The 15,608-nt window shown below is 71.2% G+C and carries 13 protein-coding genes; 7 read left to right on the top strand and 6 right to left on the bottom strand.

Going from position 1 to position 15,608, the window contains the following annotated elements; translation table 11 throughout:
- Positions 1-35 precede the first annotated feature (35 nt).
- Positions 36-1,634, top strand: a complete 1,599-nt coding sequence (locus AC4NN1_RS05805; RefSeq protein ID WP_116228596.1) for an acyl-CoA carboxylase subunit beta — start codon at positions 36-38, stop codon at positions 1,632-1,634.
- The gene (locus AC4NN1_RS05810; RefSeq protein ID WP_020096736.1) at positions 1,631-1,858 is read left to right on the top strand and encodes an acyl-CoA carboxylase subunit epsilon; all 228 of its coding nucleotides are present in this window, start codon (positions 1,631-1,633) and stop codon (positions 1,856-1,858) included. The genes AC4NN1_RS05805 and AC4NN1_RS05810 overlap by 4 nt, the downstream gene beginning before the upstream one ends.
- Before the next feature lie 241 nt (positions 1,859-2,099).
- On the opposite strand, the gene AC4NN1_RS05815 is transcribed toward AC4NN1_RS05810, so the two are convergent.
- From AC4NN1_RS05815 to AC4NN1_RS05830, 4 genes are read right to left on the bottom strand one after another with little or no spacing between them, the layout of a single operon-like run.
- Positions 2,100-3,176: a hypothetical protein gene (locus AC4NN1_RS05815; RefSeq protein WP_018188757.1), complete on the bottom strand. Its 1,077-nt coding sequence runs from the start codon at positions 3,174-3,176 to the stop codon at positions 2,100-2,102.
- On the bottom strand, positions 3,173-4,387 hold the full coding sequence (locus tag AC4NN1_RS05820; protein WP_018188758.1) for an ATP-binding protein: 1,215 nt from the start codon (positions 4,385-4,387) through the stop codon (positions 3,173-3,175). The genes AC4NN1_RS05815 and AC4NN1_RS05820 overlap by 4 nt, the downstream gene beginning before the upstream one ends.
- A complete protein-coding gene (locus AC4NN1_RS05825; RefSeq protein WP_491954783.1) occupies positions 4,377-5,033 on the bottom strand; it encodes a response regulator in 657 nt (218 codons plus the stop codon). Before AC4NN1_RS05825 ends, AC4NN1_RS05820 begins: the two co-directional genes overlap by 11 nt.
- A gap of 16 nt (positions 5,034-5,049) precedes the next feature.
- The gene (locus AC4NN1_RS05830; RefSeq protein WP_491954784.1) at positions 5,050-6,330 is read right to left on the bottom strand and encodes a class I SAM-dependent RNA methyltransferase; all 1,281 of its coding nucleotides are present in this window, start codon (positions 6,328-6,330) and stop codon (positions 5,050-5,052) included.
- Between the two features lie 41 nt (positions 6,331-6,371).
- On the opposite strand from AC4NN1_RS05830, the gene AC4NN1_RS05835 reads away from it, so the two are divergent.
- Complete coding sequence (locus AC4NN1_RS05835) at positions 6,372-7,106, top strand: Maf family protein (RefSeq protein WP_491954785.1); 735 nt, start codon at positions 6,372-6,374, stop codon at positions 7,104-7,106.
- Positions 7,107-7,170: 64 nt separating this feature from the next.
- On the top strand, positions 7,171-8,952 hold the full coding sequence (locus AC4NN1_RS05840) for an acetyl/propionyl/methylcrotonyl-CoA carboxylase subunit alpha (RefSeq protein ID WP_028497343.1): 1,782 nt from the start codon (positions 7,171-7,173) through the stop codon (positions 8,950-8,952).
- 53 nt (positions 8,953-9,005) lie between these two features.
- Here the strand turns inward: AC4NN1_RS05840 and AC4NN1_RS05845 are convergent, their stop codons facing one another.
- On the bottom strand, positions 9,006-10,457 hold the full coding sequence (locus tag AC4NN1_RS05845) for an NAD(P)H-quinone dehydrogenase (RefSeq protein WP_026303045.1): 1,452 nt from the start codon (positions 10,455-10,457) through the stop codon (positions 9,006-9,008).
- 93 nt (positions 10,458-10,550) lie between these two features.
- Between AC4NN1_RS05845 and AC4NN1_RS05850 the strand changes: the two genes are divergently transcribed.
- From AC4NN1_RS05850 to AC4NN1_RS05860, 3 genes are read left to right on the top strand one after another with little or no spacing between them, the layout of a single operon-like run.
- Positions 10,551-11,381 carry a purine-nucleoside phosphorylase gene (locus AC4NN1_RS05850; protein WP_336124443.1) on the top strand — a complete coding sequence of 277 codons (831 nt, stop codon included), beginning with the start codon at positions 10,551-10,553 and terminating at the stop codon, positions 11,379-11,381.
- Positions 11,378-13,042, top strand: coding sequence for a phospho-sugar mutase (locus tag AC4NN1_RS05855; protein WP_491954786.1), 1,665 nt, complete (start codon positions 11,378-11,380; stop codon positions 13,040-13,042). Before AC4NN1_RS05850 ends, AC4NN1_RS05855 begins: the two co-directional genes overlap by 4 nt.
- Positions 13,039-13,614, top strand: coding sequence for a GNAT family N-acetyltransferase (locus AC4NN1_RS05860; protein ID WP_491954787.1), 576 nt, complete (start codon positions 13,039-13,041; stop codon positions 13,612-13,614). The genes AC4NN1_RS05855 and AC4NN1_RS05860 overlap by 4 nt, the downstream gene beginning before the upstream one ends.
- Here the strand turns inward: AC4NN1_RS05860 and AC4NN1_RS05865 are convergent, their stop codons facing one another.
- Positions 13,615-15,507 (bottom strand): BglG family transcription antiterminator, encoded by a 1,893-nt coding sequence (locus tag AC4NN1_RS05865; RefSeq protein ID WP_491954874.1) that lies wholly within the window; start codon positions 15,505-15,507, stop codon positions 13,615-13,617. It abuts the gene before it with no gap.
- Positions 15,508-15,608 lie beyond the last annotated feature (101 nt).

Below are 15,608 nucleotides of genomic sequence, written 5' to 3' on the forward strand. Positions count from 1 at the left end.
CGGTATCCAACGCCGCCGCGGGCGCGCTCGCTAGGGTGGAACCCGTGACCGATCAGCCCGACCTGTTCACGACCGCCGGCAAGATCGCCGACCTGCGTGCACGCTATGAAGAAGCCGTCGTCTCCGCCGAGGAGACCGCCCGCACCAAGCAGGGCGCGAAGGGGAAGCTCACCGCCCGCCAGCGGATCGAGCTGCTCGTCGACCCCGGTTCGTTCGTCGAGCTCGACGAATACGTGCGGCACCGCACCACCGCGTTCGGCATGGACCGCTCCCGTCCCTACGGCGACTCCGTCGTGACCGGCACGGGCACGATCCACGGTCGCACCGTCGCGGTGTACTCGCAGGACTTCACGACCTTCGGCGGCTCTCTCGGCGAGGTCGCCGGCGAGAAGATCATCAAGGTCATGGAGCTGGCGCTGCGCAGCGGCATCCCGATCATCGGCATCCTGGACTCGGGCGGCGCCCGCATCCAGGAGGGTGTGGTCGCCCTCGGCAAGTACGGCGAGATCTTCCGCCTGAACACCGCGGCCTCGGGCGTCATCCCGCAGATCTCCCTCATCATGGGCCCGGCCGCGGGCGGCGCCGTCTACTCCCCCGCCCTCACCGACTTCGTCATCATGGTCGACAAGACCAGCCAGATGTTCGTCACCGGCCCCGACGTCATCAAGACGGTCACCGGCGAGGACGTCGGCATGGAGGAGCTCGGCGGTGCGCACACGCACAACACCCGCTCGGGAGTCGCCCACTACCTCGCCGAGGACGAGGACGACGCGATCGATTACGCGCGCACCCTCATCGGCTACCTGCCCGACAACAACATGTCGGATGCCCCCGGTTACGAATCGGGCTTCGAGTTCGAGACCACCGACTCCGACCGGGTGCTGAACACGGTCATCCCGGATTCGGCGAACCAGCCGTACGACATCCACGAGGTCATCTCGCACATCGTCGACGCCGGCGACTTCCTCGAGGTGCAGCCCCTGTTCGCCCCGAACATCGTCATCGGCTTCGGTCGCATCGAGGGACGGACGGTCGGCATCATCGCCAACCAGCCGTCGCAGATGGCCGGCACGCTGAACATCGACGCGGGCGAGAAGGCCAGCCGGTTCGTGCGCTTCTGCGACGCGTTCTCGATCCCGATCCTCACCCTCGTCGACGTCCCCGGCTACCTGCCCGGAACCGACCAGGAGTGGACCGGCGTCATCCGCCGCGGGGCGAAGCTGCTCTACGCCTACGCCGAGGCGACCGTCCCCCTCGTGACGGTGATCCTCCGGAAGGCCTACGGCGGCGCTTACATCGTCATGGGGTCCAAGCAGCTCGGTGCGGACATCAACCTCGCCTGGCCCACGGCGGAGATCGCCGTCATGGGCGGCCAGGGCGCGGTCAACATCCTCTACCGCGGCGAGATCAAGCGCGCGGAGGAGGCCGGCGAGGACGTCGCCGCCGTCCGCACCCGCCTCGCGAACGAGTACACCTACAACGTCGCCTCGCCGTTCCTCGCCGCCGAGCGCGGCGAACTCGACGGCATCATCGAGCCGGCGCAGACCCGCGTCGCCGTCGCGAAGGCGCTCCGCGCCCTCCGCGGCAAGCGCGCGAGCCAGCCGGCCAAGAAGCACGGGAACATCCCGCTGTGAGCCTGCCGGACGACGCCGCGACCGCCGCGCCCCTGCAGGTGCGGCGCGGCGACGCGAGCCCTGAGGAACTCGCCGCGGTGATCGCCGTCGTCAGCGAGTCGCTCGCCCGCGAGGAGCAGACGGCCGTCGTGGACGAACCGACCGTCTCGGCATGGCAGGTGTCGGCTCGCGGCGTGCGAAGCGGCCTCCGCCGCGACGTGCCCTGGGGTCGCTGGGCGGGCTGAGCGGCTGCGGCCGGCTTTGTCCCCCAAAGTACCTACAGACACGCTTTTCGCGACCAGGAAGACTAATACCGCTGGAACGCTTCTGCGTTCTGTCGATCCGTATCCCTCAGAGCGCGGATCGGCATGTGCAGGTCGGTTTTCGGGTAACCACCTGCATGGCGAGGGGCGGGCGGCTTCGCCGCCCCTCGCCTCTTCCCTCACCGGGATATCGGCGCGTCAGCGCATGACGCCGCGTCGGGCGTCAGCGCTCGATGGGCGAACGCGGGTGGGCGATCTCGTGCCAGAGATCGACGACCTCGTCCCCGTCGGGATCGTCGCGACGACGCGAGCGGCCGACGACCGTGACCGCCACGCGCGGGTGCGGTGACGTGCGGATGTAGATGCGCTCCGACGACGCCCCCTTGAGCGCCTCGGCCAGGTCGGCGCGGATGCGGTCGAGCGCGCCCGGGGACACGGCATCCAGCCCGCCCTCGTCGAGCACCGTCACGGTGCTGCCGCGCAGACGCGCCTCCTGGAGCCGCCCCCGGACCGCCTCGTCGAGAAGGCGGGGACCGCGGAGTTCGTCTCGGAGCGATCCCTCGGCCAGGCGCGCGCGTTCGCGCTCCTCCGGCTCGAGGTCGCCTTCGGATTCGATCGTGCGGATGAGGAGCGGCCCCGCGACGGCGAGGGCCTGCTGCACCCGGACACGGCGCTCACGGCGCCTGCCCTCCTGGCTCGCGAGCCACTCGAAGGAACGGCGTTGGATGCCGGTGAGTTCGGCGGTGTCGACCGCCGCCCGATCGACGAGTGCCGTCAGCAGCTGCGCGGCGACGACCCAGACGGCCGCCCCCACGAGGCCCAGCGCGAGCGAGGCGAGGACGCCGATCCACAGGGACGAGGACACGCCGAGGAGCACGACGCCGATCCAGGCGATGAGGGGTCGCCGGCGCACGGTGACGATCGTGAGCAGCGCACCGATGCCGCCGAGACTCCAGGTGGCGAACGGCTCCTGGCGTGCGCTCTCGGCGACGGCGGACCACGTCGCAAGCGGGACGAGGATCGTCGTGGCGAGAACAAGCGCACACAGCCACAGCGGGAGCCCGCCCACGCGCGGCGCGGCGCCGCCGGGGGCGGGCTCCACCTGCGGCGCGTCACCGCCCGGCCGTGGGGTGAACCCCCAGAACACGCAGAGCCACGTGGTCACGAGGTACAGCGACAGGGCTGCGATGAACAGGGCGGGCTGCGGCACCGGGGCGGTCCAGACGAGCCCGCCCACCGCCAGGTAGGCGGTGAAGACGACCGCCACGATCGACAATCCGGTCTGGACGCGCACGTTCATCGCGTGTACTCCCATCGCAGCTCGACCGCGGTGCCGCGGCGGGTGCTGCGCACGCGCGCCTGCCCTCCGACGGCGGCGACGCGGGCGACGATCGACCCGCTGATCCCGAGGCGATCCTCAGGCACCGCCTGCACGTCGAACCCGTCGCCGGCATCGACGATCCGCACGACGACGCGGCGGTCGTCCGCCGTCACTTCGGCGTGGAGGCCGGCGCCGCCCGCGTGCTCGATCGCGTTGACGACGGCCTGCGCCGCGGCCAGAGCGAGGGCGCGCGCGACACGACCGGGGAGCGGCTGCGCGCGTTGGTCGACCGCGATCCGCACGTCGATGTCGACGTCGTGCTCGGCGGCGGCGGCGCGGATCCCATCGACGATGAACGTCGGCTCGACGGGTTCGTCGGGCCCCTCTTCGGCCTCGCGATCGGCGTTCGCCAGCCTCGTGAGGGCGTCTCGCGCCATCCCGACGGCCAGGTCGCGCTCGCGGGGGGTCGAGGCACGCTCGGCGGCGATGAGGGCGGCCAGCACGCTGTCGTGCATGAGAGCGGCGACGGAGATCCGTTCCTGCTCGACGGCGTCGGCCGCCGCCGCCGCGGCGTAGGAGCGGACGGCATCCTCGCGGGTGCGATCCAACCGCTCCGCCAGCAGCCGCAGCATCCAGCCGATCATGATCATGACGACGGCGAGGATGATGGCGTACACGACCTGACGCGACACCTGGATGACGCTCGTGACGTCGGCGCCGATCTGGATCAGCCGCACGACGCCGTAGAGCACCGGCACCAGCGCGCACCAGAGGTACTGCAGCAGCAGCGGGAACGCCAGGGCCGTCGCCACGGTCGCCACGTTCAGCAGGTACCAGATCCACGGTTCGGCGGTGGCGGATGCCTCGCGGCCCGCCGTCGCGATCGGCCAGCAGATCAGCACGAGGGGGAAGATGATCGCGAACGCCGCGGCGAGCGGCCGGTAGAACCGCCCCGCGACACCGGCGGCGATCATGAGCACGAGGGGTCCGAACGTGACGAACGTGAGGACCAGGTTCCAGCCGTGGTCCTCCTGGGTCGACCCGATCGCGTGGAACAGGGACTGGAGCCCGAGCACGGCGCACCCGACGGCGATGACGAACGCGAGGATGCGCTCGACGCGCTCGCGGGAGAAGAAGGTCGAATCGGGCGGGATCGTCAGCATCCCGGTCGTCGCGACCTCAGCTGCCACCGGAGTCCTCGTCGACCAGGCCGTCCTCCATCGCTCGGCGGAGAAGATCCACCTTCGTCGGGGCGGGACGGCCCACCTCGACGTACTTGACCCGCACGCGGGTGATGTTCTCCTTCGCCGTCGAATAGGCGACCCCGAGCCGTTCCGCGACGGACTTCAGCGGCAGACCTGCGGCGTAGAGACGCAACACGTCGCGCTCGCGTGACGACAGCTGCGCATCGGCGAACGCCCGGTCGCCGTCGATCGCCGACGCCCATTCGACGTTGTCGAGCGACTCGCCACGGGCGACCGTGTCGACGGCGGAGATGACCTCGTCGATCCGCGAAGCCTTGCTCACCACGCCGGCTGCCCCGGCGACCAGCGCCTCGCGCACCGCGGCGGGGCGGTCGGCCACGCTGTGGATGATGACCGGTGACCCGTCGTGGACGAGGCGCCTGACGTTCTCGGTCACGGTGGCGCCGTCGCCGAGGGTGAGATCGAGCACGACGACATCGGCGGGATGCTGCTGCGTGAGGGTCCGCCAGTCGAGGTATGCCGCGACGCTCTCTCCGGAGAAGACGACGCGCGTCGTCTCCGTACGACTGCAGGCGGCCTCGAGGCCGAGTCGCACGGATTCGTGGTCGTCGATCAAGGCGACGCGGATCATGCGCTCACCCTATCCGTCAGCGCGTCAGCACGACGATCGCCTCGACGTGATGCGAGTGCGGGAACAGATCGAAGGCCCGCACCGACGGCGTCGTGTAGCCGTGCTCAGCGAAGGTGCCGAGGTCTCGGGCGAGCGCGACCGGGTCGCAGGCGACATAGACGATCCGCTCCGGCGAGAGGGCCACGAGCCGTTCGACGACGTCCTTGCCCGCGCCGGCGCGCGGCGGGTCGAGGACGACGGTGCCGCGCGCGAGACGTGCGCGCTGAGCGGGCGTGGCGGTGTCGACGAGGTGGCCGAGCCAGCGGTCCACCCGCGCGGTCTCGGCGCGCGCGCCGATCCACGCCGCCAGGTTCTCGCCCGCGTGCTCGGTCGCCCGCGCGTCGGATTCGACCGAGGTGATCCGGGTGCCGGGGCCGCCCGCATCCGCGACGGATGCCGCGAGGAGCCCGACGCCGCCGTACAGGTCGAGGTGCCAACCCTCCGGATCCACCGATCCGGCCACGGCATCGGCGACCGCGTCATGCAGGGTTCCCGCGGCGAGGCGATGGACCTGCCAGAAACCACCGGCATCCACCTGGAACTCGCGATCGCCGACCGTCTCGACCACGACCTCGCGGGCCGCGGGGTCGACGGGCCCGGGGCGGCGCGAACGGGTCGACTCGGGCCGGGAGATGACACGCACACGGCCGTCCGCCGGCTGGACGAGGTCGAGCCGGCCGGGCGAGCCGCCCTGGCGCCTCGCCATGGCACGGGTGATGCCGGGGGTCGCCAGCGGAAGCTCCTCGACCGGGATGACGCGGTGGCTGCGCGCGGCGAAGGGTCCGATGCGGCCGTCCTCATCGACATGCAGGCTCACCCGCGTGCGCCATCCGGTGCCGTCGGGAGACTCCTCGACGACACGGTCGCCCTTCATCTGCGCCGTCGGCGGCTCGATGGTGACAGGCGCCGAGGAGCCCGCGAACCGCGCGAGGGCGTCGCGGAGGACCTCGGCCTTCAGCTCGCGCTGGTGGCCGAGAGCGATGTGACCGAAGTCCGCTCCGCCGGGGCGATCCTCGGGCGCCGTCGCGACATCGGCGGGCGTCCACACGTGGGGGCGCCGGTGCGGGGAGGCATCCAGGACCTCGACGGTGTCGCCCCGCCAGAACGACGACTTCTTCGTGTCGGTGAGGGCGACGCGCACGCGTTCCCCGGGAATCGCGTCCGAGACGAAGACGACCCGGTTCTCGTGGCGGGCGACGAAGACGCCGCCGTGCGCGACGGCCGTGATGTCGAGGTCGAGGAGGTCTCCGGGTTGCATCCTCCGATGCTGTCACACCGCTCGCGGCTAGCGTGGTCCGCATGCGCGTCTGCCTCGCCTCCACCTCCCCCGCCCGCCTCATGCTCCTGCGCCAGGTAGGCATCGAACCCGCGACGCGGGCGCCGCAGGTGGACGAGGAAGCGGTGATCGCGACGACCGAGGCGGCGGAGGGCCGGACCCTGCCCCCAGAGGAGCACGTCCTCCTGCTCGCGCGGCGCAAAGCCGCCGACGTCGCGCAGACACTCGCTGCCGAGGAGTTCGAGGGGCTCGTCATCGGGGGCGACTCGATGTTCGAGCTCGACGGAGAGATCCTCGGCAAGCCGTACACGCCCGAGGCGGCGCGCGCCCGCTGGCAGTCGATGCGCGGACGCACCGGCGTCCTGCACTCGGGACACAGCGTGTTCCTCGTCGGTCCGGAAGGCGCCCTGACCGAGGCGTTCGCGGTGGCCGCGGCATCCGTCTCGTTCGCGGCGGATGTGACGGATGCTGAGATCGACGCGTACGTGGCGACGGGGGAACCCCTGCTGGTGGCCGGTGCCTTCACGGTCGACAGCCTGGGCGGAGCCTTCATCGAGCGCGTCGAAGGGGACCCGTCGACCGTCGTCGGGATGTCGCTGTCGACGCTGCGGCGGCTGGTGCGCGAGCTCGGCGTGGAGTGGACGACGCTGTGGAACACGGCGGGGACAACCCCGGCGTCGCGGAACACGGCGGGGACAACCCCGGCGTCGTGGAACACGGCGGGGACAACCCCGGGCGTAGTGGACTCCGCCACATGAATCCCGCATGACTTTGTGCGAGTGATCCAAAGAGTCCGGCAGTCACGTGGGTAGGCTCGAAGCCATGCCTGAGAGCGTGAACACTGGAATCTCGAAAGTGCTGATCGCCAATCGTGGCGAGATCGCGGTGCGCATCATCCGCGCCGCACGTGACTCGGGGAAGGCCTCGGTGGCGGTCTACGCCGACCAGGACCGCGACGCGATGCACGCGCGCCTCGCCGACGAGGCCTACGCCCTCGGCGGAGCGACGAGCGCAGAGACGTACCTCTCGATCGAGAAGATCCTCTCGGTCGCCCGCCGCTCCGGCGCCGACGCCGTCCACCCCGGCTACGGCTTCCTGGCCGAGAACGCGGAATTCGCGCGCGCCGTCATCGGTGCGGGCCTCATCTGGATCGGACCGTCGCCCGAGGCGATCGAGGCACTCGGCGACAAGGTCACGGCCCGCCACGTGGCCGAGAAGGTCGGTGCTCCCCTCGCTCCCGGGACGCCCGGCCCCGTCTCCGGTGCCGACGAGGTCGTCGCCTTCGCCCGCGAGTTCGGCATGCCCATCGCCATCAAGGCGGCCTACGGCGGCGGCGGCCGCGGCCTCAAGGTCGCCCGCGAGTTCGACGAGGTCGAGGAACTGTTCGAGTCGGCGACGCGTGAGGCGATCACCGCGTTCGGACGCGGCGAGTGCTTCGTCGAGAAGTACCTCGACAAGCCGCGTCACGTCGAGACGCAGTGCCTGGCGGATGCCGAGGGCAACGTCGTCGTGGTCTCGACGCGCGACTGCTCGCTCCAGCGCCGCCACCAGAAGCTCGTCGAAGAGGCCCCCGCACCCTTCCTCACCGCGGAGCAGAACGAGATCCTCTACTCGGCGTCGAAGGCCATCCTCAAGGAGGTCGGCTACGTCGGCGCGGGCACGTGCGAGTTCCTCATCGGCGCCGACGGCACCATCTCGTTCCTCGAGGTCAACACGCGCCTGCAGGTCGAGCACCCGGTCTCCGAAGAGGTGACCGGGATCGACCTCGTGCGCGAGCAGTTCCGGATCGCCGAAGGCGGCACGCTCGACTACGCCGACCCCGAGCCGGTCGGCCACTCGATCGAGTTCCGCATCAACGGCGAGGACCCGGGCCGCGGCTTCCTGCCCGCCCCCGGCGACATCCACGTCTTCAAGACGTTCGGCGGCCCCGGTGTGCGTCTGGACTCCGGTGTCACCGCCGGCGACAGCGTCTCGGGTGCGTTCGACTCGCTGCTCGGCAAGCTCATCGTCACGGGCCGCACCCGCGAAGAGGCGCTGGAGCGCTCGCGTCGCGCGCTCGACGAGTTCGAGGTCGCCGGGATGCCGACGGTGCTGCCGTTCCACCGCAAGGTCGTGCGCGACCGCGCCTTCACCGGTGAGGACGGCACGTTCGGCGTCTTCACGCGCTGGATCGAGACCGAGTTCGACAACGACATCCCCGCCTGGGACGGCGAGGCTGGCCCCTCGGCCGAGCCGGAGGGCCGCCACACGGTCGTCGTGGAGGTCTCGGGCAAGCGTCTCGAGGTCAGCCTCCCCGACCGCCTCTCCCACGCCCCCGCCGCGGTCGGACGCCCCGTCGCCGTGCCCCCGTCGCGGCGCTCGCATGCGTCGTCCGCCGTCTCGGGCGCGAGCGGTGACGCCGTCGCGTCCCCCATGCAGGCGACCGTCGTGAAGATCGCCGTCGAGGAGGGACAGCAGGTCGTCAAGGGCGATCTCGTCGTCGTCCTCGAGGCGATGAAGATGGAGCAGCCCATCCAGGCGCACAAGGACGGCGTCGTCGGCGCGATCAATGCTCAGGCAGGTGCGACCGTCTCGGCGGGGCACCAGCTGCTCACCATCTCCTGACGGAGTGAGCCCTCGAGGGCCGGAGGCGACCCGATCGGGCCCGCCTCCGGCCCTCAGCTGTAGGTGTCCTCGTCGCGGGCGACCTGGTGCATCGCACGCGTCGCGTCGGTGATGCTGCCGGCCAGCGAGGGGAACACCGCGAAGACACGGGAGAGCTGGTCGACCGTGAGCCGCCGCTCGACGGCGATCGCGATCGGGTAGATCAGCTCGGAGGCGCGCGGAGCGACGATGACACCGCCGATGACGGTCCCCGATCCCTCGCGCGCGATGATCTTCACGAAGCCGTCCTTGACGCCCATCATCTTCGCCCTGGCGTTGGCCGCGAGCGGGAGCTTGTACACGGTGCCATTGACGGCGCCCGACTCGATGTCGCGCTCCTGGCTACCGACGGTCGCGATCTCGGGTGCGGTGAAGATGTTGGCGGTGACGCGCTCCTTCTTGAGCGGGATGACGGTGTCGCCGAGCGCGTGGAAGACCGCCATCCGCCCCTGCATGGCCGCGACCGAGGCGAGTGGCAGGAACGTCGTGCAGTCGCCGGCTGCGTAGATGTTGGGCACCGAGGTCCGCGCGACGCGGTTGACCTGGATGTGGCCGGAGCCGGTGAGCTGGACCCCGGCATCCTCCAGTCCGATGCCCGCCGTGTTCGGGATCGATCCGACCGCCATGAGGCAGTGGCTCCCCTCGACGGTGCGGCCGTCCGAGAGGGTCGCGACGACGCCGTCCTTCGTGCGCTCGACCTTCTCGGCGCGCGACTTGGAGAGCACCTCCATGCCGCCCCGGGTGAACACCTTCTCGATGACCGCGGCGGCGTCGGAGTCCTCACCCGGGAGGACCTGGTCGCGGCTCGAGATCAGCGTGACCTTCGAGCCGAGGTTCATGTACGCGCCGGCGAACTCGGCTCCCGTGACGCCGGACCCGACGACGATGAGGTGCTCGGGGAGGCTCGTCATGTTGTAGAGCTGCGTCCACGTGAGGATGCGCTCCCCGTCGGGCTTGGCGCTGTCGAGCTCGCGGGGCGACGCGCCGACCGAGACGACGAGGGTGTCGGCCTCGACGCGGTCGAAGTCGGTGCCGCCGGGACCGGTCGAGACGACGACGGCGTGCGTGCCGTCGAGGCGGCCGTGGCCCGAGATGATGCGGACGCCCGCGTCCACGAGCTGGGCCCGCTGATCGTCGGACTGCTGGCGGGCGAGGGAGAGGAGTCGCTTGTTGACGGCGCCCAGGTTGATGGCGATCTCGGGCTTGAGCGGCTTGCCGCTGTCGCCGCGTGCGAACAGCTGCACGCCGAGATCCGACGCGCCGCGGATCGCGACGGCGGCGTCCGCCGTGGCGATGAGGGTCTTGGACGGGACGACGTCGGTGATGACGGCGGACCCGCCGATGCCCGCGCGCTCGACGAGCGTCACCTCGGCTCCCAGCTGGGCCGCTGCGAGAGCCGCCTCGTATCCGCCGGGGCCGCCACCGATGATCGCGACACTCTGGGTGGTCTCGAAGCTCACAGACATGTGGATCATTCTTTCAGGCTGACGGGGGTTCGTGCGCCGCGCCGCGGAACGCATCGTGTGGCCGAGCGCGTCGGCGCTTCCTAGAGTGGGAGCATGCACGAGGAGACCCACCCGCTCGACGATCCCGCCACCGACCCGTTCGAGGTCGCTGACACCGCCGCCGCTGACATCGCACGCCTCACCGGTGTGGAACGCCATGACATCGCCCTGACCCTGGGCAGCGGATGGGGGAAGGCCGCCGAGCTCATCGGCGAGACGATCGCGACGCTCGACGCGACGGAGGTCACCGGCTTCAGCAAGCCCGCCCTGGCCGGGCACGTCGGGTCGATCCGCAGCATCCTGACACCCGACGGCAAGCGTGTCCTCGTCATCGGAGCGCGCACCCACTACTACGAGAACCACGGCGTCCGCCGCGTCGTCCACAGCGTGCGGACCGCCGCCGCGACCGGCGCGAAGATCATGGTCCTCACCAACGGCGCCGGCGGGATCAAGACGTCGTGGACGCCGGGACAGCCCGTCCTCATCAGCGACCACATCAACCTCACCGCGGACTCGCCGCTCGAAGGCGCGACCTTCATCGACCTGACCGACCTCTACTCGTCGCGCCTGCGCGACCTCGCGCGCACGATCGATCCGAGCCTCGACGAGGGCGTCTACTGCCAATTCCGCGGGCCGCACTACGAGACCCCGGCCGAGGTTCAGATGGCGAAGGCCATCGGCGGACACATCGTCGGGATGTCCACGGCCCTCGAGGCGATCGCCGCCCGCCAGGCGGGCATGGAGATCCTCGGCTTCTCGCTCATCACGAACCTGGCCGCCGGCATCCAGTCGACCCCGCTCAGCCACCAGGAGGTCCTCGAGGCCGGGCGCGACGCCGAGCCCGTCATCTCGGACCTGCTGGCCCGCGTGATCGGCGTCCTGTGAGCGAGGGCGTGCTCGAGACCGCCCGTGAGTGGCTCGCGCAGGACCCGGATGAGGCGACCCGGGCGGAGCTCTCCGACCTGATCTCGCGCGCCGAAGGGGGCGACTCCGCTGCGACAGCCGACCTCCACGACCGCTTCGACACCCGCCTCGCCTTCGGCACCGCGGGCCTTCGCGGGGCGCTCGGTGCGGGCTCGAACCGCATGAACCGCGTGCTCGTGAGCCAGGCGGCCGCCGGCTTCGCGGCATACCTCCGTGACCGTGCCGGCGCCGAGACGCCGTCGATCGTCATCGGCTACGACGGACGTCGAAACTCCGACGTGTTCGCCCGCGACAGCGCCGAGATCTTCGCCGGTGCAGGGCTCCGCGCGATCCTCCTCCCCCGCCTCCTGCCGACGCCCGTCCTCGCCTTCGCGGTGCGCCACCTCGGCGCCTCGGCCGGCGTCATGGTCACGGCATCCCACAACCCGCCGGACGACAACGGGTACAAGGTCTACCTCGGCGGTGACGACGACGGCGCGCAGATCGTGTCGCCGGCGGATGCCGAGATCGCGGCGCGCATCGACGAGGTCGCGGCGCGCGCGGACCTCGGATCGATCCCGCGCTCGGACGACTACGAGGTCGCCGATGAATCCGTCGTCGACGCCTACGTCACCGGGACCGCCGTCGTCGCCCCCGCCCCGGCGGGTGCGGCGGGACTCAACTGGGTGTACACGGCGATGCACGGCGTCGGATACGAGACGCTCTCTCGCGTCCTCGAGACCGCCGGCTACCCTGCGCCGACGGTCGTGGCTGCGCAGATCGAGCCGGACGGCCGCTTCCCGACCGTCGCGTTCCCGAATCCCGAAGAGCCCGGCGCGATGGACCTCGCGTTCGAGACCGCCAGGGGCGCGGACGCCGAGCTGATCATCGCGAACGATCCCGACGCCGACCGGCTCGCCGTCGCGATCCCGGATGCCGCGGCCCCCGGCGGCTGGCACCGGTTGACCGGCAACGACGTGGGGCTCCTGCTCGGCTGGCGTGCCGCCCGCACCGCGACCTCGGGAACCCTCGCGTGCTCGCTCGTCTCGTCGCCCGGTCTGCAGACGATCGCCGAGCACTACGGCCTCGACTTCACGGCGACCCTCACCGGATTCAAGTGGATCTCCCGTGCCCCGGGCCTCGTCTACGGCTTCGAGGAGGCGCTCGGCTACCTCGTCAACCCGGGCACGGTCCGCGATAAGGACGGCATCTCGGCGGCGGTCGCGATCCTCGGCCTCGTCGCGGAGGCCCGCGAGGAGGGCAGGACGCTCGGCGACCTGCTCGACGAGTCCGCGGCGACCTTCGGACACTTCGCGAGCGGCCAGGTCTCGCTCCGTGTCGACGACGTCTCGGTGATCGGCCGGATCATGACAGCCCTGCGCGCGGCGCCCCCGGCATCCATCGGCTCGGTCGCCGTGGAGCGCATGGAGGACCTGCTCACGGCGCCCGAGGGCTCGCCGCGCGGCGATGTCCTGCGCCTCTGGCTCGAGGACGGGTCGCGCGTCATCGTGCGCCCGAGCGGCACCGAGCCGAAGCTGAAGGCCTACCTCGACGTACGCGGCGAGTCCGCCGAGGATGCCGCTGCGCGCCTGAGCGTGGTCGACGCCGGTGTGCGCGCCGTGCTGGATGCGGCGCAGGCATGACGACCGCACTGACCGAACCGGTCACCCTCCGACACGGCCGGGTCGAGCTCGTGCCGCTCGACTCCTCGCACGCGGATGCGCTGGCATCGGCCCGCGACGGGCTCGAGTACGCCTGGTACACGGCGATCCCGGCATCCGTCCCCGATGAGATCACGCGACGCCTCGCCGAGCGGGACGCGGGCCGGATGAATCCCTTCACGGTCGTCGTCGACGGTCGCCCGCAGGGCATGACGACGTTCTGCGACATCGACGCCGAGAACCGGCGCGTCGAGATCGGATACACGTGGCTGTCACGCGACGTGCAGCGCACCGAGGTGAACACGACGGCGAAGCGGCTGCTGCTCGGCCACGCGTTCGAGGCGTGCGACGCGATCGCGGTCGAGTTCCGGACCTCGTGGCACAACCGGCAGTCCCGAGCGGCGATCGAACGGCTCGGCGCCCGTCAGGACGGCGTGCTCCGCAACCACCGCATCGGACCGGGTGGGACGATGCGCGACACCGTGGTGTACTCGATCCTCCCCCACGAGTGGCCGGGTGTCCGGATGGGACTCGACGCGCGCCTCGTGGGCTGATCAGCCGTCGACGACCGCGACGAGCTCGTCGAGGAAGCCGGCGAAGCTCGTGCCGCGGCGGAGGATCCGCTGCACGCTGTCGCGCTCGCTGAACACTTCGACGAATTGCTCGAACACCGTCTGGAACGCCTCGCGGTCCGACTCCGAGAACGCCACCATCGCGACGACCTGCACGCGCCCGTCGCCCCAGCGGATCGACGGGTCGGCGAGGCCCACGGCGATCGCCGTCCGCGTCGCGGTCATGCCGATCGCGTGCGGGACGGCGAGCGCATCGGTGAACGCGGTCGACGAGATGCGCTCCCGCTCGAGCGTGCGATCGACGTAGTCCTCGGTGATGACACCCTGGGCGGCCAGGAGCCCGCCGAGACCGCGGATGACCGTCTCCTCGTCGGCGTCGGCGGGCAGCCGTGAGACGAACGCATCGGGCGAGAAGTAGCGCTCGAGCTCGGCGCGGAGCCCCGCGAGGCGTCGTGCCCGGCGGGCACGTGCCGCGGCCTGCTGCACGCGCTCGACGTCGGGCTCGGTGAGGAACGGCTGGATCCGCACGAGCCGGTCGGAGGGCGTGGGGGGATCGATCGTGGTCAGCACCAGGTCGGTGTCGAGCCCTGCCCAATCGGGGTCGACGCGCGTCTCGACCGCGACGACCTCGATCTCGCGACCGAGGGCGCGATCGATGCTCGTGCGCAGCAGCTCGTGCATCTCGTAATAGCCCGGGCAGACGAGCGTCGCCGTCAGCAGACGAGCGGACTGGCGCGAGCGCTCCAGTCGGCCGCCGACGTGCATCGCGATGTACGCGATCTCGTCCTCGTGCAGCGGCGCGCCGACGACGACGCGGAGCTGCTCGGCCATGAAGACCGCCACGTCGAAGATCATCGGGTAGCTCGACTTCAGCGACCGGGTGAGGGCGTTGCGCGACCACGCCCGATCCTGGGCACGCTGCCGCAGGTTCTGGACGTGCAGCGCGAGCCTCAGGATGAAATCGTCGTGGTCGATGTCGACGAGGAACTCGGATGCCGCTCGCGCGACGACCGCTCGCACGGCCTCCTCGACGTCGGCATCCAGTCGGTCGCGGATGACGGCGTCGGGCTCCGCGGCACCCGGCGCGACGACGCGGGTCTGCACGAGCGCGGCCAGGTGGTCCCGGTCGCCGTCGCCGAGGTGGACGCCCAAGTGGGTCACGGCGAGCCGATCGAGCAGGTCGGCGATCTCGCCGCGCGCCGCGGAGTCCCCGACCGGCTCGCCGTCGAGCCCGCGGCCGCGACCGACTCGGTCGGCGGCGATCGCGATGTGCATCATCACGTCGCCGATGCCGAACTCGTTCACGAGGTAGCCGAGTTCCCCGAGACCATCGACGAGCTCGGCTTTGAACGCACCCAGGGCGGAGGTCTCGGCGGTGCTCTCGCCGAGGGCACGTCGGAGTGCGCGCAGATCGAAGGCGCCCTGCTCCATCTCGTCGTGGACGAGACGGCTGAGCAACCGGCGCTGGGCCATCTCGGTCCCCGACAGCCGCACGCGTTCGGCGGACCGTTCCAGCGTGAGCTGCGTGCCGCTCAGGAGCGCGCGCACCCGGCCGAGGTCCGCCTCGAGCGTCGCTTCGCTCACGTGGAAATGCTGCGCCGCGGCGTAGACGTCGATCCCCGCGGGTGCGTCGAGCAGGTCCCGGACGAGTCGGTGGAGGCGATCCCGCGGCGTCTCCTCTGCGACCGTCCGCAGCGCCCCTGGGGCTCCGGGCCCCGGGCGGTACCCGGAAGGACCCGACTCGATCGCGTCGCCGCCGGGGACGCGGGCGTTGAGCGCCGCGACGTAGGAGCGGATGCTGCGGGGCGTGACCCCCACGACGTCGGCGAGCTCGCCGGCCGTCCGCCACGCGGCATCCCGGATCAGGAGCGCCATGACCTGGTCCTGTCTCGCCCGGCTCACCCGTCCAGTCAACCACCTGTGCGACCAGGGGGTTTCCTCCCCCGCGGAAGAACGGCTGGTTGTCGCTTCCTGGG

It is taken from the genome of Microbacterium sp. MDV22-iso44 (assembly GCF_058629135.1).

Excerpts from the sequence above, each read along its gene's own strand:
- AC4NN1_RS05825 (WP_491954783.1), bottom strand. The coding sequence starts at position 5,033 with ATGATCCGCGTCGCCTTGATCGACGACCACGAATCCGTGCGACTCGGC.
- AC4NN1_RS05865 (WP_491954874.1), bottom strand. The coding sequence starts at position 15,507 with ATGGCGCTCCTGATCCGGGATGCCGCGTGGCGGACGGCCGGCGAGCTC.
- AC4NN1_RS05830 (WP_491954784.1), bottom strand. The coding sequence starts at position 6,330 with ATGCAACCCGGAGACCTCCTCGACCTCGACATCACGGCCGTCGCGCAC.
- AC4NN1_RS05840 (WP_028497343.1), top strand. The coding sequence starts at position 7,171 with ATGCCTGAGAGCGTGAACACTGGAATCTCGAAAGTGCTGATCGCCAAT.
- AC4NN1_RS05815 (WP_018188757.1), bottom strand. The coding sequence starts at position 3,176 with ATGAACGTGCGCGTCCAGACCGGATTGTCGATCGTGGCGGTCGTCTTC.
- AC4NN1_RS05850 (WP_336124443.1), top strand. The coding sequence starts at position 10,551 with ATGCACGAGGAGACCCACCCGCTCGACGATCCCGCCACCGACCCGTTC.
- AC4NN1_RS05835 (WP_491954785.1), top strand. The coding sequence starts at position 6,372 with ATGCGCGTCTGCCTCGCCTCCACCTCCCCCGCCCGCCTCATGCTCCTG.
- AC4NN1_RS05845 (WP_026303045.1), bottom strand. The coding sequence starts at position 10,457 with ATGTCTGTGAGCTTCGAGACCACCCAGAGTGTCGCGATCATCGGTGGC.
- AC4NN1_RS05860 (WP_491954787.1), top strand. The coding sequence starts at position 13,039 with ATGACGACCGCACTGACCGAACCGGTCACCCTCCGACACGGCCGGGTC.